The sequence below is a fragment of the Micromonospora sp. NPDC003776 genome (assembly GCF_053605645.1).
In genome coordinates, this window is sequence record NZ_JBSGJR010000072.1 from 1 (window position 1) to 17,874 (window position 17,874).

32 protein-coding genes are annotated in these 17,874 nt (G+C 68.9%); all 32 read right to left on the reverse strand.

Annotated features, from left to right (window positions below):
- Nucleotides 1–93: 93 nt before the first annotated feature.
- A complete protein-coding gene (gene rplQ, locus ACWEVO_RS09315) occupies nucleotides 94–654 on the reverse strand; it encodes a 50S ribosomal protein L17 (RefSeq protein ID WP_452307077.1) in 561 nt (186 codons plus the stop codon).
- Nucleotides 655–688: 34 nt separating this feature from the next.
- Nucleotides 689–1,711 carry a DNA-directed RNA polymerase subunit alpha gene (locus tag ACWEVO_RS09320; RefSeq protein WP_007073009.1) on the reverse strand — a complete coding sequence of 341 codons (1,023 nt, stop codon included), beginning with the start codon at nucleotides 1,709–1,711 and terminating at the stop codon, nucleotides 689–691.
- A 92-nt stretch (nucleotides 1,712–1,803) separates the two neighbouring features.
- Nucleotides 1,804–2,430 (reverse strand): 30S ribosomal protein S4, encoded by a 627-nt coding sequence (rpsD, locus tag ACWEVO_RS09325; protein ID WP_452307078.1) that lies wholly within the window; start codon nucleotides 2,428–2,430, stop codon nucleotides 1,804–1,806.
- 14 nt (nucleotides 2,431–2,444) lie between these two features.
- On the reverse strand, nucleotides 2,445–2,852 hold the full coding sequence (rpsK, locus tag ACWEVO_RS09330) for a 30S ribosomal protein S11 (protein WP_014440747.1): 408 nt from the start codon (nucleotides 2,850–2,852) through the stop codon (nucleotides 2,445–2,447).
- An 18-nt stretch (nucleotides 2,853–2,870) separates the two neighbouring features.
- Nucleotides 2,871–3,251, reverse strand: coding sequence for a 30S ribosomal protein S13 (gene rpsM / locus ACWEVO_RS09335; protein WP_265005373.1), 381 nt, complete (start codon nucleotides 3,249–3,251; stop codon nucleotides 2,871–2,873).
- Nucleotides 3,252–3,459: 208 nt separating this feature from the next.
- Complete coding sequence (rpmJ, locus tag ACWEVO_RS09340; RefSeq protein ID WP_073834917.1) at nucleotides 3,460–3,573, reverse strand: 50S ribosomal protein L36; 114 nt, start codon at nucleotides 3,571–3,573, stop codon at nucleotides 3,460–3,462.
- Between the two features lie 93 nt (nucleotides 3,574–3,666).
- Nucleotides 3,667–3,888, reverse strand: coding sequence for a translation initiation factor IF-1 (gene infA / locus ACWEVO_RS09345; RefSeq protein ID WP_007073013.1), 222 nt, complete (start codon nucleotides 3,886–3,888; stop codon nucleotides 3,667–3,669).
- Nucleotides 3,889–4,157: 269 nt separating this feature from the next.
- On the reverse strand, nucleotides 4,158–4,667 hold the full coding sequence (locus ACWEVO_RS09350) for a DUF1707 SHOCT-like domain-containing protein (RefSeq protein WP_452307079.1): 510 nt from the start codon (nucleotides 4,665–4,667) through the stop codon (nucleotides 4,158–4,160).
- A gap of 168 nt (nucleotides 4,668–4,835) precedes the next feature.
- Complete coding sequence (map, locus tag ACWEVO_RS09355) at nucleotides 4,836–5,687, reverse strand: type I methionyl aminopeptidase (RefSeq protein ID WP_452307080.1); 852 nt, start codon at nucleotides 5,685–5,687, stop codon at nucleotides 4,836–4,838.
- A gap of 91 nt (nucleotides 5,688–5,778) precedes the next feature.
- A complete protein-coding gene (locus ACWEVO_RS09360; protein WP_452307081.1) occupies nucleotides 5,779–6,432 on the reverse strand; it encodes an adenylate kinase in 654 nt (217 codons plus the stop codon).
- Nucleotides 6,433–7,761 carry a preprotein translocase subunit SecY gene (gene secY, locus ACWEVO_RS09365; protein WP_452307082.1) on the reverse strand — a complete coding sequence of 443 codons (1,329 nt, stop codon included), beginning with the start codon at nucleotides 7,759–7,761 and terminating at the stop codon, nucleotides 6,433–6,435.
- A 236-nt stretch (nucleotides 7,762–7,997) separates the two neighbouring features.
- The gene (rplO, locus tag ACWEVO_RS09370) at nucleotides 7,998–8,441 is read right to left on the reverse strand and encodes a 50S ribosomal protein L15 (protein WP_452307083.1); all 444 of its coding nucleotides are present in this window, start codon (nucleotides 8,439–8,441) and stop codon (nucleotides 7,998–8,000) included.
- Nucleotides 8,441–8,623: a 50S ribosomal protein L30 gene (rpmD, locus tag ACWEVO_RS09375; protein ID WP_013473693.1), complete on the reverse strand. Its 183-nt coding sequence runs from the start codon at nucleotides 8,621–8,623 to the stop codon at nucleotides 8,441–8,443. Before rpmD ends, rplO begins: the two co-directional genes overlap by 1 nt.
- Nucleotides 8,623–9,237 carry a 30S ribosomal protein S5 gene (gene rpsE / locus ACWEVO_RS09380; protein ID WP_091290339.1) on the reverse strand — a complete coding sequence of 205 codons (615 nt, stop codon included), beginning with the start codon at nucleotides 9,235–9,237 and terminating at the stop codon, nucleotides 8,623–8,625. Before rpsE ends, rpmD begins: the two co-directional genes overlap by 1 nt.
- 33 nt (nucleotides 9,238–9,270) lie before the next feature.
- Nucleotides 9,271–9,660 (reverse strand): 50S ribosomal protein L18, encoded by a 390-nt coding sequence (gene rplR / locus ACWEVO_RS09385; protein WP_189195426.1) that lies wholly within the window; start codon nucleotides 9,658–9,660, stop codon nucleotides 9,271–9,273.
- Nucleotides 9,657–10,199: a 50S ribosomal protein L6 gene (gene rplF / locus ACWEVO_RS09390; RefSeq protein WP_452307084.1), complete on the reverse strand. Its 543-nt coding sequence runs from the start codon at nucleotides 10,197–10,199 to the stop codon at nucleotides 9,657–9,659. Before rplF ends, rplR begins: the two co-directional genes overlap by 4 nt.
- Nucleotides 10,200–10,215: 16 nt before the next feature.
- Nucleotides 10,216–10,623 carry a 30S ribosomal protein S8 gene (gene rpsH, locus ACWEVO_RS09395; protein WP_013288624.1) on the reverse strand — a complete coding sequence of 136 codons (408 nt, stop codon included), beginning with the start codon at nucleotides 10,621–10,623 and terminating at the stop codon, nucleotides 10,216–10,218.
- Nucleotides 10,624–10,718: 95 nt separating this feature from the next.
- Nucleotides 10,719–10,904, reverse strand: a complete 186-nt coding sequence (locus ACWEVO_RS09400; protein WP_007073023.1) for a type Z 30S ribosomal protein S14 — start codon at nucleotides 10,902–10,904, stop codon at nucleotides 10,719–10,721.
- A gap of 1 nt (nucleotide 10,905) precedes the next feature.
- Nucleotides 10,906–11,475: a 50S ribosomal protein L5 gene (gene rplE / locus ACWEVO_RS09405; RefSeq protein WP_452307085.1), complete on the reverse strand. Its 570-nt coding sequence runs from the start codon at nucleotides 11,473–11,475 to the stop codon at nucleotides 10,906–10,908.
- On the reverse strand, nucleotides 11,475–11,795 hold the full coding sequence (gene rplX / locus ACWEVO_RS09410; RefSeq protein WP_172896341.1) for a 50S ribosomal protein L24: 321 nt from the start codon (nucleotides 11,793–11,795) through the stop codon (nucleotides 11,475–11,477). The genes rplE and rplX overlap by 1 nt, the downstream gene beginning before the upstream one ends.
- Nucleotides 11,792–12,160 carry a 50S ribosomal protein L14 gene (gene rplN, locus ACWEVO_RS09415; RefSeq protein ID WP_007073026.1) on the reverse strand — a complete coding sequence of 123 codons (369 nt, stop codon included), beginning with the start codon at nucleotides 12,158–12,160 and terminating at the stop codon, nucleotides 11,792–11,794. The genes rplX and rplN overlap by 4 nt, the downstream gene beginning before the upstream one ends.
- A 100-nt stretch (nucleotides 12,161–12,260) precedes the next feature.
- Nucleotides 12,261–12,542 (reverse strand): 30S ribosomal protein S17, encoded by a 282-nt coding sequence (gene rpsQ / locus ACWEVO_RS09420; protein ID WP_355347932.1) that lies wholly within the window; start codon nucleotides 12,540–12,542, stop codon nucleotides 12,261–12,263.
- Nucleotides 12,539–12,775: a 50S ribosomal protein L29 gene (rpmC, locus tag ACWEVO_RS09425; protein WP_007073028.1), complete on the reverse strand. Its 237-nt coding sequence runs from the start codon at nucleotides 12,773–12,775 to the stop codon at nucleotides 12,539–12,541. Before rpmC ends, rpsQ begins: the two co-directional genes overlap by 4 nt.
- Entirely contained in the window at nucleotides 12,775–13,200 is a 426-nt protein-coding gene (gene rplP, locus ACWEVO_RS09430) for a 50S ribosomal protein L16 (RefSeq protein ID WP_073834927.1), read from the reverse strand. Before rplP ends, rpmC begins: the two co-directional genes overlap by 1 nt.
- 3 nt (nucleotides 13,201–13,203) lie before the next feature.
- Nucleotides 13,204–14,076: a 30S ribosomal protein S3 gene (gene rpsC / locus ACWEVO_RS09435; protein ID WP_091262800.1), complete on the reverse strand. Its 873-nt coding sequence runs from the start codon at nucleotides 14,074–14,076 to the stop codon at nucleotides 13,204–13,206.
- Nucleotides 14,076–14,531 (reverse strand): 50S ribosomal protein L22, encoded by a 456-nt coding sequence (gene rplV, locus ACWEVO_RS09440; RefSeq protein ID WP_073834929.1) that lies wholly within the window; start codon nucleotides 14,529–14,531, stop codon nucleotides 14,076–14,078. Before rplV ends, rpsC begins: the two co-directional genes overlap by 1 nt.
- Nucleotides 14,532–14,571: 40 nt before the next feature.
- The gene (rpsS, locus tag ACWEVO_RS09445) at nucleotides 14,572–14,853 is read right to left on the reverse strand and encodes a 30S ribosomal protein S19 (protein ID WP_007073032.1); all 282 of its coding nucleotides are present in this window, start codon (nucleotides 14,851–14,853) and stop codon (nucleotides 14,572–14,574) included.
- 12 nt (nucleotides 14,854–14,865) lie between these two features.
- Entirely contained in the window at nucleotides 14,866–15,705 is an 840-nt protein-coding gene (gene rplB, locus ACWEVO_RS09450; RefSeq protein ID WP_046567215.1) for a 50S ribosomal protein L2, read from the reverse strand.
- A gap of 12 nt (nucleotides 15,706–15,717) precedes the next feature.
- On the reverse strand, nucleotides 15,718–16,020 hold the full coding sequence (rplW, locus tag ACWEVO_RS09455; protein WP_091666204.1) for a 50S ribosomal protein L23: 303 nt from the start codon (nucleotides 16,018–16,020) through the stop codon (nucleotides 15,718–15,720).
- Nucleotides 16,017–16,667, reverse strand: coding sequence for a 50S ribosomal protein L4 (rplD, locus tag ACWEVO_RS09460; RefSeq protein WP_452307086.1), 651 nt, complete (start codon nucleotides 16,665–16,667; stop codon nucleotides 16,017–16,019). Before rplD ends, rplW begins: the two co-directional genes overlap by 4 nt.
- Nucleotides 16,664–17,329 carry a 50S ribosomal protein L3 gene (rplC, locus tag ACWEVO_RS09465; RefSeq protein ID WP_452307087.1) on the reverse strand — a complete coding sequence of 222 codons (666 nt, stop codon included), beginning with the start codon at nucleotides 17,327–17,329 and terminating at the stop codon, nucleotides 16,664–16,666. The genes rplD and rplC overlap by 4 nt, the downstream gene beginning before the upstream one ends.
- A gap of 11 nt (nucleotides 17,330–17,340) precedes the next feature.
- Entirely contained in the window at nucleotides 17,341–17,649 is a 309-nt protein-coding gene (gene rpsJ / locus ACWEVO_RS09470; RefSeq protein WP_007073037.1) for a 30S ribosomal protein S10, read from the reverse strand.
- Between the last annotated feature and the right edge of the window lie 225 nt (nucleotides 17,650–17,874).

A 17,874-nucleotide genomic window follows, 5' to 3' on the forward strand; every position in this document is an offset into this window, starting at 1 on the left:
GAAGACCACCACCTCGATGGCCACCATGCCCACACAGATCGCGGTCAGCAGGGTGAGGGTGGCCAGGGCGGGGAGCCGGTCGGCCACCGGGACTCAGGCCTTGTCGTTCTCGCCGGCCTCGTCGCTGTCCTCGCGCGCCTCGGCGGTGTCACCGGAGGCGTGCACCGGCGGCTCGGAGTCCTGGTCGGCCGGGGCCGACGCCGGGGTCTCCTCGGCCGGGGCCAGGGCCTCGACCTTGTCCTGCTGCGCGGCCTTGCGGGCGGCGGTCTTCTTGTTCGCCTTCGGCTCGGCGACCTGAAGCTCCTCGACCAGCTCGATGATCGCCATCGGAGCGGCGTCACCCTTGCGCGGACCGGTCTTCACGATCCGGGTGTAGCCGCCGTTGCGGTTGGCGTACCGGGGCGCGATCTGGTCGAACAGGGCGTAGACCACGTCCTTGTCCTTGACGACGCCCAGCACCCGCCGGCGCGCGGCGAGGTCGCCCCGCTTGGCCTTGGTGATGAGCTGCTCGGCCAGCGGACGCAGCCGCCGGGCCTTCGTCTCGGTGGTCTGGATCTTGCCGTGCTGGAACAGCGCAGTGGCCAGGTTGGCCAGCATCAGCCGCTCGTGCGCGGGGCTGCCGCCGAGGCGGGGGCCCTTGGTGGGCGTGGGCATTGTTGGTGCTCCTCAGATGTGGCGGCAGCCGGACTTAGAGCTGCTCGGTCTCGCGGTAGTCGTCGGTGTCGTAGTCGGCCTCGCCGAAGGCGTCCACGACGTGCGCCGGGTCGAAGTTCGGAGCCGAGTCCTTCAGCCCCAGGCCCATCCCGGCGAGCTTCATCTTGACCTCGTCGATCGACTTCTGACCGAAGTTCCGGATGTCGAGGAGGTCCGCCTCGGTACGCCCGATCAGCTCACCAACGGAGTTGATGCCCTCGCGCTTGAGGCAGTTGTAGGAGCGGACGGTCAGGTCCAGCTCCTCGATCGGCAGAGCCAGGTCCGCGGCCAGCTGGGCGTCCTGCGGGGACGGCCCGATGTCGATGCCCTCGGCGGTCTCGTCCAGCTCCCGGGCCAGCCCGAACAGCTCCACCAGCGTCGAGCCGGCGGAGGCCAGCGCGGTACGCGGGCCCATCGACGGCTTGGTCTCGACGTCGATGATCAGCCGGTCGAAGTCGGTCCGCTGCTCGACGCGGGTCGCCTCGACGCGGTACGTCACCTTGAGCACCGGCGAGTAGATCGAGTCGACCGGGATCCGGCCGATCTCGGCGCCCGCCTGCTTGTTCTGCGCGGCGGTGACGTAGCCGCGGCCCCGCTCGACGGTCAGCTCCATGTCGAGCCGGCCCTTGCCGTTGAGGGTCGCGAGCTTCAGGTCCGGGTTGTGCACCGAGACACCGGCCGGGGGCTGGATGTCACCGGCGGTCACGTCGCCCGGGCCCTGCTTGCGCAGGTACATGCTGACCGGCTCGTCGTGCTCGGAGCTGACGCAGAGCTCCTTGATGTTCATGACGAGCTCGACCACGTCCTCCTTGACCCCGGGGATCGTGGTGAACTCGTGCAGCACACCGTCGATCTTGATCGAGGTGACGGCCGCGCCCGGGATGGACGACAGCAGCGTACGCCGCAGCGAGTTGCCCAGGGTGTAGCCGAAGCCCGGCTCCAGCGGCTCGATGGTGAACCGGGAGCGGGTCTCGTTGATCGACTCTTCGGAGAGAGACGGTCGCTGGCTGATGAGCATCTTTTCTCTTCTCTTCCGGGGCGCCCGCCATATGACGCCCGACAAACTGTTCCGGTGGCCCGCCCGGGAGGGCGGGCCACCGCAACGAGCCCTTACTTGGAGTAGAGCTCGACGATCAGCTGCTCCTGGACCTGGGTGTCGATCACCTGGCGGGCCGGGAGCGAGTGCACGAGGATCTTCATCTGGCTGGGGATCGCCTCGAGCCACGCGGGAACCGTCCGGGAGCCGGCCTCGGCCTGCGCCACGATGAACGGGGTGAGCTCCTTGCTCTTGCCCCGGACCTCGATGATGTCGTGCTCCTTGACGCGGTACGACGGGATGTCGACCTTCTTGCCGTTCACCGTGAAGTGGCCGTGCTTGACCAGCTGACGGGCCATGTCCCGGGACTTGGCGTAGCCGGCCCGGTAGACCACGTTGTCCAGCCGCGACTCGAGGATCTGCAGGAGGACCTCGCCGGTCTTGGCCTTCTTGCCCACGGCCTCCTCGTAGTAGCCGCGGAACTGCTTCTCCAGCACGCCGTAGACCCGGCGAGCCTTCTGCTTCTCACGGAGCTGGAGCAGGTACTCCGTCTCCTTGGTGCGGCCGCGGCCGTGCTGCCCGGGCGGGAACGGCCGGGACTCGAACGGGCACTTCGGGCCATCGCACTTGCTGCCCTTGAGGAACAGCTTCATCTTCTCCCGCCGGCAACGGCGGCAGTCAGCACCGGTGTAACGAGCCATCTCTCTCTAACCTCTCAGACCCGGCGACGCTTCGGCGGACGGCACCCGTTGTGCGGCTGCGGGGTGACGTCGGAGATCTGCCCGACCTCGAGGCCCGCGGCCTGCAGCGAACGGATGGCGGTCTCCCGGCCGGAGCCGGGGCCCTTGACGAACACGTCGACCTTGCGCATGCCGTGCTCCATGGCCCGACGCGCGGCGGCCTCGGCGGCCAGCTGCGCGGCGAACGGGGTCGACTTGCGGGAGCCCTTGAAGCCCACCTGGCCCGAGGAGGCCCAGGAGATGACCGCACCGGTCGGGTCCGTGATGGACACGATGGTGTTGTTGAAGGTGCTCTTGATGTGCGCCTGCCCGTGGGCGACGTTCTTGCGTTCCTTGCGCCGGACCTTCTTGACAGCGGCTCCGGCACGAGCCTTCGGTGGCATAAGTCTGTGCGCTCCTAGTTACTTCTTGCCGGGCTTCTTCTTGCCGGCGACGGTCCGCTTCGGGCCCTTCCGGGTCCGCGCGTTGGTCTTGGTGCGCTGACCACGCACGGGCAGACCACGGCGGTGCCGGATGCCGGCGTAGCAGCCGATCTCGACCTTGCGGCGGATGTCAGCGGCGACCTCGCGGCGCAGGTCGCCTTCAACCTTGTAGTTGGCCTCGATGTGGTTCCGGAGCTCGACCAGCTCCTCGTCCGTGAGGTCCCGAACGCGCTTGTCCGGCGAGATGCCGGTCGCGGCGAGCGTCTCCAGGGCGCGGGTACGACCGACCCCGAAGATGTAGGTGAGCGCGATCTCCATCCGCTTCTCGCGGGGGAGGTCCACGCCGACTAGACGTGCCATGTGCGGGCGTACTCCTCGTGATGTTGTGGCGGAGGTGTGGACCCGTCCCACCCCGCTACCGACCGTCCCTGTCCTTCCGGCGTCACGCGCCGGCGACCGGGAGTGGTCGCTGCCCGAGCGGGCCCCGGCCTCCGACCGGGGGTCAACAACGAGGGGGTACGCGCTGCGTACCGCTCGCGGCTGGGACGAGCTGATGATGTGCGGGGCGTCAGCCCTGGCGCTGCTTGTGGCGCGGGTCCTGGCAGATGACCATGACCCGGCCGTGCCGGCGGATCACCCGGCACTTGTTGCAGATCCTCTTGACGCTCGGCTTGACCTTCACGGTTGCCTTACTTCCCATCTGGCCCGGAGACGCGACGGTGCGCGACGCCGGACGTCGAAGACGGACACGGGATTGTCCCGGCCGCCGCCAGGCTTACTTGTAGCGGTAGACGATGCGCCCGCGGGTCAGGTCGTACGGCGAGAGTTCGACGACGACCCGGTCCTCCGGCAGGATGCGGATGTAGTGCTGCCGCATCTTGCCGCTGATGTGAGCCAGCACCTTGTGACCGTTCGCGAGCTCCACCCGGAACATGGCGTTCGGCAGGGGCTCGATGACCCGACCCTCGATCTCGATGGCTCCGTCTTTTTTCGGCATGTCCTCCGCTGTCCTGACGTCGGTTGCTCCGGACGGCCCACAACGTCTTACACGGATGATCGACCAAGATCGGAATCACCCGCGCCAGCCGCGGCTCCGACTCCCACCGAAGCGCGGGTGGGCATGCCGGAGTGGACGCTGTGCGCCGATCAGAAAGTCTACGCCCGCCTGCGCGCCGTCGCCAAACCGGCCGGCCGTCGGATCACTCCGGCGGAGGAATCCGCCAGTCCGCACCGACCTGCTGTGACGCCCGGCACACCCCGGGCGGGTCACCGCCGCCGGCGGCGCCTCCGCCGCTCGTGCCGCCAGGCGTCATGATCGTGACCGCCGGCGGTGCGCAGCAGCAGGAGCACTCCCCAGGGGCCGAGCACCCAGGCCGGCCAGAAGTGGCCCATGTCCCCCGAGCCGACGGAGGAGATCAACCAGATCACCGTGAGGATGCCCGCCACCCGCAGCCACGGCGACCAGACCCCGAGCAGCCAGCCGCCGCCCTGCCCGGTGTCGACGGCCCGGCCACCCTCGCCCGTCGCGCCCGCCGTGGGCGCGGTGGGCGGCGCCGGCGCCGCGGCCGGTGCCACCGCGGCGCGTTGCGCGGGGGTCGACCCGGGCAGGTCCGCCAGGACCGCGTCCAGCTCGGCGTACGTCTTCGCGCCGTAGGCCCGGCCCAGGCGCTCGTCGTACTCGTGGAGGTCGAGCCGGCCCTCCTCCAGCGCCACCCGGAGCCGTTCGGCCGTGGCCTCCCGGTCCGCGTCGGCCGCGCGCATCGTGCCCCGCTCCATGAAGGCAAGCATGACACCGCGACGCCACCCCGCGGGAGGCGGTTCCGGACGAAGGTGACGGGCGGTGCGATCTCGGGTTGCGGAAGTCCGGGGTGCCGCTGCGACAAGCGGCCGCGGACCGCCGCAGCCCGGGCCGGTCAGGCCGTGGGTGGACCCTCAGTCAGCCGGTCAGACGGCCGGGGAGTCCGCGGACTGCCGCGCGGTGACCAGGTCGCCGAGCCGGGACCGGCCGCCGTCCTCGGCGGTCAGCACCCACACCCCGTCGTCCAGCAGGGCCATCGAGTGCTCGACGTGCGCCGCCATGGACCCGTCGCGGGTCACCACGGTCCAGCCGTCGGCCAGCTCCACCGTGCGGGGCGAGCCCATCGTGATCATCGGCTCGATCGCGAGGGCCATCCCCGGCACCAGCCGGGGACCCTTCCCCGGCCGGCCGTGGTTGAGCACGTGCGGGTCCTGGTGCATCTCCGTGCCGATCCCGTGGCCGCCGTACCCGTCGACGATGCCGTACCGGCCGCCCTTGCGGACCGCGTTCTCCACCGCGTGGGAGATGTCGGTGAGCCGCCCCTTGCCGCTGGCCGCGCCCCGCGCGGCGGCCGCGATCCCGGCCCACATCGCGTCCTCGGCCACCGCGGCCATCTTCAGCAGGGCCGGGTCGACCTCGCCGACGCCGACGGTGATGGCGGCGTCGCCGTGCCAGCCGTTCAGCACCGCGCCGCAGTCGATCGAGATCAGGTCGCCCTCGCGCAGCACCTGGCTCGACGCGGGGATCGCGTGCACCACCTGCTCGTTCACCGACGAGCAGATCGACGCCGGGAAGCCGTGGTAGCCCTTGAACGAGGGGACGGCGCCGGCCTCCCGGATGGTCGACTCGGCGATCGCGTCCAGGTCGGCGGTGGTCACGCCCGGGGCGACCGCCTCCCGCATCCGACGCAGCGCACGGGCGACCACCAGACCGGCCGCCCGCATCATCTCGATCTGGTCGGGGGTCTTCAGCTGGATGTCCAGCTGGGGACGACGCATGGAGGCGTTACCTTTCGTTGCGCGGAACAGCGGGGCACGTCGCACGTACCCCGCTGTTCGCACTCTATCCGCCGGGGCCGCCGGCGGGACGTCAGCCGCCGTACGAGCGCAGGGCGTCGATGGCGCGGACGGTGACGTCCTCCACCGGGCCGGTGGCGTCGATGCCCACCAGCTTGCCCTGGGCGCCGTAGTAGTCGACCAGCGGCGCGGTCTTCTCGGCGTACTCCCGGAGCCGGGCGGCGATGGTCTCGGGCTTGTCGTCGTCGCGCTGGAACAGCTCGGCGCCGCATCGGTCGCAGACGCCCTCCCGGGTGGTGGCGTCGAACTCGACGTGCCAGATCTTGCCGCAGCCGCGGCAGGTACGCCGGCCGGACAGCCGCCGGATCACCTCGTCGTCGTCGACGACCAGCTCCAGCACCAGGTCCAGGGCGGTACCCAGGTCGGCGAGGAGCTTGTCCAGCGCGGCGGCCTGCGGCGTGGTCCGCGGGAAGCCGTCGAGCAGGAAGCCCTCGCTGGCGTCCGGCTCGGCGAGCCGGTCCCGCACCATGTTGATGGTGACCTCGTCCGGGACCAGCTTGCCGGCGTCCATGTAGCGCTTCGCCTCGACCCCCAGGTGCGTGCCCTGGGAGACGTTGGCGCGGAAGATGTCACCGGTCGAGATCTTCGGCACCGACAGGTGGGCGGCGATGAACTCCGCCTGTGTGCCCTTGCCCGCGCCCGGCGGGCCAACCAGAACGAGTCGCATCTACCGCAGGAACCCTTCGTAGTTCCGCTGCATGAGTTGGCTCTCGATCTGCTTCACGGTCTCGAGACCGACGCCGACCATGATGAGCACAGCGGTGCCGCCGAACGGGAAGTTCTGGAACTGCTGGTTGTCGAGCCAGATGAAGAAGAAGTTCGGCAGGATCGCGATGATGCCCAGGTAGAGCGCGCCCGGCAGGGTGATCCGGCTCAGGATGAAGTCGAGGTACTCGGCAGTCGGCTTGCCGGGGCGGATGCCCGGCACGAAGCCGCCGTACTTCTTCATGTTGTCCGCGACCTCGGTCGGGTTGAACGTGATCGACACGTAGAAGTACGTGAAGAAGATGATCAGCAGGAAGTAGATCGCGATGTGCTCCGGCGCGCTCGCCTTCACGATGTGGTTCTGGATCCAGGCCTGGGTCTTCCCCGGGTTGGTCTGGTCGAAGAACTGAAGGATGAGCGTCGGCAGGTAGAGCAGCGACGAGGCGAAGATGACCGGGATGACGCCGGCCTGGTTCACCTTCAGCGGGATGTAGGTGGAGGTGCCGCCGTACATCCGCCGGCCGATCATGCGCTTGGCGTACTGCACCGGGATCCGGCGCTGCGCCTGCTCGATGAAGGTGACCGCGGTGATGACCAGCAGGACCAGGGCGATGACGAGGAAGAACATCCCCCAGCCCTTGGTGGTCTTGATCTTCCAGCCCTCGCTGGGGAGCCGGGCCGCGATCGAGGTGAAGATCAGGACGGACATGCCGTTGCCGACGCCGCGGTCGGTGATCAGCTCGCCGAGCCACATCACCACACCGGTGCCGGCGGTCATGGTCATGACCAGGATGGTCAGCGTCAGCCAGTCCGGGATCCCGGTGTCCTTGGGGACGATCGGGAACTGGTCGCACTGGTTGTTGAAGAGCTGGCCGGAGCGGGCCAGCGCCACGAACGCCGACGACTGCAGGATGCCCAGGCCCAGGGTCAGGTACCGGGTGTACTGGGTGATCTTCGCCTGGCCGGCCTGGCCCTCCTTGCGGAGCTGCTCCAGCCGCGGGATGACCACCGTCAGCAGCTGCAGGATGATCGACGCGGTGATGTACGGCATGATGCCGAGCGCGAAGACCGACAGCTGCAGCAGCGCGCCACCCGAGAAGAGATCCAGCAGGTTCAGCACACCGGTGCTGCCACCCTGGAGGGTGTCGAGGCACTTCTGCACGTTGCCGTACGAGACGCCCGGGCTGGGCAGCGTGGCGCCGAGCCGGTAGACCGCAATGATGCCTACTGTGAACAGCAGCTTCTTGCGCAGGTCAGGCGTACGGAACGCACTGAGAAAGGCGGACAGCAACTTCTTCCTCCTGCGCGACGCGGGCCGCCGGTGGTGATCCCTGGCGGAGCGGGGTGGGTGCCGGGCGAGTGCCCGATATCCATGGCTGGGATGGGACTCTAACAGCCCCACCCCGGTCCGGGCAGATGTGCCCGGCTACATAAAACGAATCCGATGTTACCCGGCGCACATCTGCCAGGTAGACCATGACGCCCGCCCAGTTGCGCACAACTGAGCGGGCGTCACGTTCACTGCCTCTACAGCTCGGTGACCGAGCCGCCGGCGGCGGTGATCTTCTCCTTGGCCGACGCGCTGAACGCGTGCGCCGACACCTGGAGCGCCACCCCACCGAGGTCGCCGGTGCCGAGCACCTTGACCGGCTGGCCCTTGCGGACCGCGCCGGCCTCGACCATCTCGACCGGGCCGATCTGGCCCCCGTTCGGGAAGAGCTCGGCGAGCCGGTCCAGGTTGACCACCTGGAAGACGACCTTGAACTTGTTCTTGAAGCCCTTCATCTTCGGCAGGCGCATGTGGATGGGCATCTGCCCACCCTCGAACGCCGGCGAGATGTTCTTCCGGGCCTTCGAACCCTTGGTACCGCGACCGGCGGTCTTGCCCTTCGAGCCCTCACCGCGACCCACGCGGGTCTTGTCGGTCTTGGCCCCGGGCGCCGGACGCAGGTGGTGCACCTTGATCGTCATTACTCGACCTCCTCGACCTTCACGAGGTGGTTGACCGTGAAGATCATGCCGCGGATCTCCGGACGGTCCTCCTTGACCACCACGTCGTTGATCCGCTTGAGACCGAGCGAACGCAGCGAGTCACGCTGGTTCTTCTTGGTCCCGATCTCGGACCGGACCTGGGTGACCTTCAGGCGCGCCATCAGGACGCCACCCCCGCCCGCGACGCCAGCATGGCGGCCGGCGCGACGTCCTCGACCGGCAGACCACGACGGGCCGCGACCTGCTCCGGGGACTCGAGGCCCTTCAGAGCCGCCACCGTGGCGTGCACGATGTTGATCGGGTTGGACGAGCCGAGGCTCTTGGAGAGCACGTCGTGGATGCCCGCGCACTCCAGCACGGCACGCACCGGACCGCCGGCGATGACACCCGTACCGGCCGAGGCCGGCTTGAGCAGCACCACACCGGCCGCGTCCTCGCCCTGCACCGGGTGCGGGATCGACTGGCCGATCCGCGGCACCTTGAAGAAGTGCTTCTTGGCCTCCTCGACACCCTTGGCGATCGCCGCGGGCACCTCCTTGGCCTTTCCGTAGCCCACGCCGACGGTGCCGTCGCCGTCGCCCACGATCACCAGGGCGGTGAAGCTGAAGCGACGACCACCCTTCACGACCTTGGCGACGCGGTTGATCGCGACGACCCGCTCGAGGTGCGGGGTCTTCTCGACGGGCGCGTTTCCGCGGCCGCCCTCACGGCGGTTGTCGCGGCGACCACCCTCGTTGCCACCGGACCCGCCGCCACGGCGCTGTTGACCTGGCATCAGCAGCCTTCCTTCTCTCTCGTGACGGGGTTTCTAGAACTCGAGCCCGGCTTCGCGGGCGGCGTCGGCAAGCGCGGCGACCCGCCCCGCGTACCGGTTGCCACCGCGGTCGAAGACGACCTTCGAGACGCCGGCGGCCTTGGCCCGCTCGGCGAGCAGAGCGCCGACCTTGCCGGCCAGGGCGCTCTTGTCGCCCTCGGCGCCGCGCAGCGAGGCGTCCATGGTCGAGGCCGACGCCAGGGTGTGACCCTTGGTGTCGTCCACGATCTGGGCGACGATGTGCCGCAGGGACCGGGTGACGACCAGGCGGGGACGCTCGGTGGTGCCGCTGACGTTCTTGCGGACCCGGAAGTGCCGGCGCGCACGCCCGACGGCGCGCTTGGCGGCAACGCCGCGGCGGCGCTTGAGCAGCGTGGCGCTCACTTCTTACCTGCCTTTCCAGCCTTACGGCGGATGACCTCGCCCTGGTACTTCACGCCCTTGCCCTTGTAGGGCTCCGGCGGGCGGATCTTCCGGATGTTGGCGGCGACCTCGCCGACCTGCTGCTTGTCGATGCCGGCCACGTGGAACAGGGTCGGCTTCTCGACCGTGAAGGTGATGCCGTCCGGGGCGGGCACCAGCACCGGGTGCGAGAACCCGAGCGCGAACTCCAGGTCCTTGCCCTTGGCGGTGACGCGGTAACCGGTACCGGCGATCTCCAGGCTCTTGCGGTAGCCCTCGGTCACGCCCACGATCATGTTGGCGACCAGGGTACGGCTCAGGCCGTGCAGCTCCTTGGCCTTGCGCTCGTCGTTCGGCCGGTTGACGTGCAGCTGGCCGTCCTCGGCGCGCTCCGCCGTGATGGGCTCGGCGAGCGTGTGCGACAGCTCGCCCTTGGGGCCCTTGACCTTGACGGTCTGGCCGTCGATCGTGATCTCGACGCCGGACGGCACCGGGATCGACTTACGTCCAATACGCGACATTTCTACCTGTCTCCCGTTACCAGACGAAGGCGAGGACTTCCCCGCCAACGCTCCGCTTGCGGGCCTGCCGGTCGGTGAGCAGCCCCTGGGACGTCGAAATGATCGCCACGCCCAGCCCGCCGAGCACCCGCGGGAGCCCGTCCGACTTGGCGTACACCCGGAGACCGGGCTTGGACACGCGCTTGATGCCGGCCAGGCTCCGCTCCCGGTTCTGGCCGTACTTCAGCTCGACGACCAGTCGCTTGCCGACGGCGCCCTCCTCGGGCTCCTCGACCGACCAGGTGGCGATGTAACCCTCGGCCTTGAGGACCTCGGCGATGTTCGCCTTGATCTTCGAGTAGGGCATCGTCACCCGGTCGTGGTACGCCTGGTTGGCGTTACGCAGACGCGTGAGCATGTCTGCGATCGGGTCGGTCATCGTCATGAATTCGTCAACCTTTCTCGCCGGGGTTCCCCGGGCAGGGCCCGGGGCCTACGGCGAAGAGACAGTTCAGCTGACGCGCGAAGCGCGCCGGGCTATTACCAGGAAGCCTTGGACACGCCGGGCAGCTCACCGCGGTGGGCCATCTCCCGGATGCACACCCGGCAGAGACCGAACTTGCGGTAGACCGCCTTCGGACGCCCGCACCGCTGGCAGCGGGTGTACGCGCGAACCGAGAACTTCGGCTTCGCGGCCGCCTTGAGGATCAGCGCCTTCTTGGCCATCTCAGTTCTCCTTGAACGGGAAGCCCAGGAGCTTGAGCAGCGCCCGGCCCTCGTCGTCGGTCGTGGCGGTCGTGACCACCGTGATGTCCATGCCCCGCTGGCGATCGATCTTGTCCTGGTCGATCTCGTGGAACACCGACTGCTCGGTCAGGCCGAACGTGTAGTTGCCGTGCCCGTCGAGCTTGCGCCCGTCCAGGCCGCGGAAGTCGCGGATACGCGGCAGCGCGATGGACAGCAGCCGGTCCAGGAACTCCCACATCCGGTCGCCCCGCAGGGTCACCTTCGCGCCGATCGGCATGCCCTCGCGGAGCTTGAACTGCGCGATCGACTTGGTCGCCCTCCGCACCAGCGGCTTCTGACCGGTGATGGTGGCCAGGTCGCGGACCGCGCCGTCGATCAGCTTGGCGTCCCGAGCGGCCTCGCCGACGCCCATGTTGACGACGATCTTGACGAGCCCGGGCACCTGCATGGGGTTGCCGTAGCTGTACTGCTCCTGCAGCTTCGCCACGACCTCGTTGCGGTACCGCTCCTTGAGGCGCGGCATGGTCTGGGTTTCGGTAGCCGTGGTCATCACAGGTCCTTACCGGTGCTACGCGCGATGCGGACCTTCTGGCCGTTCTCGTCGATCCGGTAACCGACGCGGGTCGGCTTGCCGTCGGAGTCCAGGACCTGCACGTTCGAGACGTGGATCGGGGCCTCCTGGGTGACGATGCCACCGGTCTTGGCGCCACGCTGGGTGGTGCTGATGCGGGTGTGCTTCTTGACCCGGTTCACGCCCTCGACCAGGACCTTGTCCTGCCGCGGGTAGGCCGCGATGACCTTGCCCTTGGCACCCTTGTCCTTGCCGGCGATGACGACGACCGTGTCGCCCTTCTTGACCTTCACGGTCACAACACCTCCGGCGCGAGAGAGATGATCTTCATGAACCGCTTGTCCCGCAGCTCGCGCCCGACCGGGCCGAAGATACGGGTGCCGCGCGGGTCCCCACCGTCCTTGATGATGACGGCGGCGTTCTCGTCGAAGCGGATGTACGAGCCGTCCGGCCGCCGCTTCTCCTTGGCGGTGCGAACGACGACGGCCTTGACGACGTCGCCCTTCTTCACACCGGCACCGGGGATCGCGTCCTTGACCGTGGCCACGATGACGTCGCCGATGCTCGCGTAGCGCCGACCGGAGCCACCGAGAACCCGGATGCACAGGATCTCCCGGGCACCCGTGTTGTCGGCGACGCGCAGTCGCGACTCCTGCTGAATCACGTCTATCTCCTATGTCTGCCGGTTCTCCGGCCGCCCGGGGGACGGCCGGAGCCTGGCGGAACCTGCGCCCGACCGAATGCCGGCCGAGCTCGAGCCTTCGCTACTTGGCCTTCTCGAGGATCTCCACGAGCCGCCACCGCTTGGTGGCGGAGAGCGGCCGGGTCTCCATGATCAGGACCCGGTCGCCGATGCCGGCCGAGTTCTGCTCGTCGTGCACCTTCAGCTTGCTGGTCCGGCGCATGATCTTGCCGTACAGCGCGTGCTTGACCCGGTCCTCGACCTCGACCACGACGGTCTTTTCCATCTTGTCGCTGACCACGAGGCCCTCACGCACCTTGCGGCGGGCCCGCGCGGCGGCGGTGGTGGTGGTGTTCTCACTCATGATGCAGTCACCTCAGTCGGCGCGGCCGAGAGACCCAGCTCACGCTCACGCATGATCGTGTAGATCCGGGCGATCTCCCGACGGATGACCTGCAGCCGCCGGTTGTTGTCCAGCTGCCCGGTTGCGGCCTGCACGCGGAGGTTGAACAGCTCCGCCTTCGCCTCGCGCAGCTTTGTGACCAGCTCCTCCTCGGAGAGCTCACGCAGCTCGGAGGCCTTGACGCCCGCTGCCATCAGGATTCACCCACTTCGCGCGTAACAATGCGGCACTTCATCGGGAGCTTGTGGATCGCGCGACGCATCGCCTCTCGCGCGATCTGCTCGTTGGGGAAGGACATCTCGAAGAGGACCCGCCCCGGCTTGACGTTGGCGACCCACCACTCGGGCGAACCCTTACCGGAACCCATCCGGGTTTCCGCCGGCTTCTTGGTGAGGGCCTGGTCCGGGAAGATCGTGATCCAGACCTTGCCGCCACGCTTGATGTGGCGGGTCATCGCGATACGCGCCGACTCGATCTGGCGGTTCGTCACGTACGCCGGCTCGAGAGCCTGGATCCCGAACTCGCCGAAGACCACCCGGTTACCACCCTTGGACGCGCCGTGGCGGTCCGGGTGGTGCGGCTTGCGGAAGCCCTTCGGGGGCTTGCGCGGCATCAGCATCTGTCAGCCCTCCTGCTGCGTTTCTGCCGGCTGAGTGGCGGCCGCGGCGACGGCGCCGGCGTCCACCGGCTCGCCCGCGGGCGTCTCCGCCTGCTGCGCGATGGTGGTCGCGGCAGCGCGGCCGGCCTCGGTGCCACCGGCGGTCGTGCCGGACGAACCCGACCGGCCACGGCGCGGCCGCTCGGGGCGGTCGCCGCGGTCACGGCGCGGACCGCGCGACGGAGCCGCCTCGGCCGGAGCCTCCCGGCCCGGGACGGCGTCGCCCTTGTAGATCCAGACCTTCACGCCGATCCGGCCGAAGGTGGTACGGGCCTCGAAGAAGCCGTACTCGATGTTGGCCCGCAGCGTGTGCAGCGGAACCCGGCCCTCGCGGTAGAACTCGGTCCGGCTCATCTCGGCGCCGCCGAGGCGACCCGAGACCTGCACCCGGATGCCCTTGCAGACCGGGTTCTTCATCGCGGACTGCATCGCCTTGCGCATGGCCCGACGGAAGCTGACCCGGCTGGAGAGCTGCTCGGCGACGCCCTGGGCGACCAGCTGCGCGTCCGACTCGGGGCTCTTCACCTCGATGATGTTCAGCTGCACCTGCTTGCCGGTGAGCTTCTCCAGCTCGCCCCGGATCCGGTCGGCCTCCGCACCCTTACGGCCGATGACGATGCCCGGCCGGGCGGTGTGGATGTCGACGCGGACCCGGTCCCGGGTGCGCTCGATGTCGACCTTGGAAATGCCGGCGCGCTCCAGGCCCTTGGACATCATCCGGCGGATCTTGACGTCCTCGCCGATGTAGTCCTTGTAGAGCTTGTCCGCGAACCAGCGGGACTTCCAGTCGGTCGAGATGCCGAGCCGGAACCCAGTGGGGTGAACCTTCTGACCCATTACTCGGCACCCTCCGTCGTGCTCTGCCCCTCGGCGGCCTCGGCCTGCTTGGCCGGGGCGGCCTTCTTCGCCGACTTCTTCGGCGCGGCCGGCGCCACCGCCTCGACCGCCACGGTGATGTGGCAGGTCCGCTTGCGGATCCGGTACGCCCGGCCCTGCGCCCGCGGCCGGAACCGCTTCATGGTCGGGCCCTCGTCGACGAACGCCTCGCTGACGAGCAGCGCGTCGGGGTCCAGCCGCTCGTTGTTCTCCGCGTTGGCGATCGCGCTCGCGAGCACCTTGTACACCTGCTCGCTCGCAGCCTGCGGCGCGAACTGCAGCACCGTGAGCGCCTCCTTCGCGGGCAGGCCGCGGACGAGGTTGACCACCCGGCGCGCCTTCATCGGCGAGATGCGCACGTGCCGCGCAACCGCCCGCGCGCCCGGAAGCACCGGAGCGTCGCCCTTTCCTGGCATCGCTGTAACCCCTTGTTCCTCTATCCGTATGCCCGCGGCGTCAGCGCCGGCGGCTCTTCCGGTCGTCCTTCTCGTGACCCTTGAACGTGCGGGTCAGCGCGAACTCGCCGAGCTTGTGCCCGACCATGGCCTCGGTCACGAAGACCGGGACGTGCTTACGCCCGTCGTGCACGGCGATCGTGTGCCCCAGCATCTCGGGGATGATCGTCGAGCGCCGCGACCAGGTCTTGATGACGTTCTTGGAGCCCTTGTCGTTCTGCGTCTCCACCTTCTTGAGCAGGTGGTCGTCGACGAACGGGCCCTTCTTCAGGCTGCGAGGCATGTCTTATCTCCCTCAGCCGCGCTTACGCGTGGCGTAGCGGCGGCGGACGATCAGCCGGTCGCTCGGCTGGCCCTTACGACGGGTGCGGCCCTCGGGCTTACCCTGCGGGTTCACCGGGTGGCGACCACCGGAGGTCTTACCCTCACCACCACCGTGCGGGTGGTCGACCGGGTTCATGGCGACACCACGGACGGTCGGGCGCTTGCCCTTCCACCGCATGCGGCCGGCCTTACCCCAGTTGATGTTCGACTGGTCGGCGTTGCCGATCTCGCCGATGCTGGCGCGGCAGCGCACGTCCACGCGCCGGATCTCGCCGGACGGCATGCGCAGGGTCGCGTACGCGCCCTCACGGCCGAGCAGCTGGATACCGACGCCGGCCGAGCGGGCCAGCTTGGCGCCGCCGCCCGGACGCAGCTCCACGTTGTGGATGGTGGTACCGACCGGGATGTTGCGCAGCGGCAGGTTGTTGCCCGGCTTGATGTCGGCGCCCGGGCCCGACTCCACCGCGTCGCCCTGCTTCAGGTCCTTCGGCGCGATGATGTAGCGCTTCTCGCCGTCGGCGTAGTGCAGCAGCGCGATGCGCGCGGTGCGGTTCGGGTCGTACTCGATGTGGGCGACCTTCGCCGGCACGCCGTCCTTGTCGACCCGCTTGAAGTCGATCAGACGGTACTGGCGCTTGTGGCCGCCACCGTGGTGCCGGGTGGTGATCCGGCCGTGGGCGTTGCGTCCGCCCTTCTTCGGCAGCGGAGCCAGCAGCGACTTCTCGGGCGTCGACCGAGTGATCTCGGCGAAGTCGGCGACGCTGGAGCCACGCCGGCCCGGCGTCGTCGGCTTGTACTTACGGATAGCCATTGTCTACACCCCTCAGCTGACCGGGCCGCCGAAGGCCTCGATACGGTCACCGTCAGCCAGCTTCACGATCGCCCGCTTGGTGGCCTTGCGCTGACCGAAGCCGGTCTTGGTGCGCTTGCGCTTGCCCTCGCGGTTGAGCGTGTTGACCGACAGGACGCGGACGTTGAAGATCTGCTGGATAGCGATCTTGATCTCGGTCTTGTTGGCGTCCGGGTGCACCAGGAAGGTGTACCAGTTGCGGTTCAGCTCGCTGTAGCTCTTCTCCGAGACGACCGGCGCGACGATGATGTCGCGCGGATCGGCGATCGTGCTCACTTGCCACCCTCCTCGGTGGTCTCGGCGGGAACGCCCAGGAACTCGTCCAGGGCCTCCTTGGTGAAGACCACGTCGTCGGCCACCAGCACGTCGTACGTGTTGAGCTGGCCGGCCTCGATCAGGTGCACCCGCGGCTCGTTGCGCAGCGACACCCAGTTCAGCTCGTCGGTGCTGCTCAGCACGACCAGGACGCGCCGCGCCTCGGTCAGCTTCGCCAGCGTGGCCAGCGCGGCCTTGGTCGACGGCTTCTCGCCCGAGACGAACGCCTCGACGACGTGCACCTGGCCGGCGCGGGCCCGGTCGGAGAGGGCGCCACGCAGGGCGGCGGCCTTCATCTTCTTCGGGGTGCGCTGGCTGTAGTCGCGCGGCACCGGGCCGTGGACCACGCCACCGCCGGCGAACTGCGGCGCGCGGGTCGAGCCCTGGCGGGCACGACCGGTGCCCTTCTGCTTGTACGGCTTCTTGCCTCCACCGGAGACCTCGCCGCGGGTCTTGGCCTTGTGCGTGCCCTGCCGGGCCGCCGCGAGCTGAGCCACCACGACCTGGTGCATCAGCGCGATGTTGGCCTGCACGTCGAAGATGTCGGCCGGCAGCTCGACGGAGCCGCTCTTGGCGCCCTCGACGTTGCGGACGTCAACGGTGGTCACTTGGCCGCACCGCCCTTCTTCACCTTGGCCTTGGCTGCGGTACGGACCAGGACCAGCGCGCCCTTCGGGCCGGGGATGGCGCCGCGGACGAGCAGGAGGTTGTTCTCGGTGTCGATCGCCTGGACCGTCAGGTTCTGGACGGTGTAGCGGACGCCACCCATCCGACCTGCCATCCGGGTGCCCTTGAAGACCCGACCCGGGGTGGCGCAGGCGCCGATGGAGCCCGGCGAGCGGTGCTTGCGCTCCACACCGTGGCTGGCGCGCAGACCGTGGAAGCCGTGCCGCTTCATCGGGCCGGCGTAGCCCTTGCCCTTGGTCTTGCCGGTGACGTCGATGGTGACGCCGGCGGGGAACTCCTCGACCGTGACCTCCTGGCCCAGCGAGTAGTCCGCGGCGTCCGTGGTCCGCAGCTCGACGATGTGCCGGCGCGGGGCGACGTCCGCCTTCGCGTAGTGCCCGCTGATCGGCTTCTTCACCTTGCGCGGGTCGATCGTGCCGTACGCCAACTGGACCGCGGAGTAACCGTCCTTCTCGGCGCTACGAACCTGGCTGATGACGCAGGGGCCGGCCTGAACCACGGTCACGGGGACAACCTTGTTGTTGTCCCAGACCTGGGTCATGCCGAGCTTCGCGCCCAGGATCCCCTTGACTTGCCTGTCCATTTGTCCGGTCCCTACAGCTTGATCTCGATGTCGACGCCAGCCGGCAGGTCGAGGCGCATGAGCGAGTCGACCGTCTTCGGGGTCGGGTCGATGATGTCGATCAGCCGCTTGTGCGTGCGCATCTCGAAGTGCTCGCGCGAGTCCTTGTACTTGTGCGGCGAGCGGATAACGCAGAAACGGTTGATCTCCGTGGGCAGCGGCACCGGGCCAGCGACCTGCGCCCCGGTACGCGTCACCGTCTCGACGATCTTCCGAGCCGAGGAGTCGACGACCTCGTGGTCATAGGCCTTGAGCCGGATGCGGATCTTCTGTCCCGCCATGGTGGCTTCTGTTCCTTCTCTCGATGCCGCTGTGTTGCGGGCGCCTGTACCGGCTGGTACAGGCCCACTTCCGCCGACCCCCGCGGTCGGGCGTGTCGCGCCCGTTGACCAGGCTCCGCCCCGGGACTCCGGAGCGATTCTCTGACCACGCGGTGGGTCATGGCGCCGATCGCGTCACCGCGACCTGGACGCCGTGCGAGGGTGGTTGACCGCCAGGGGCGGTCA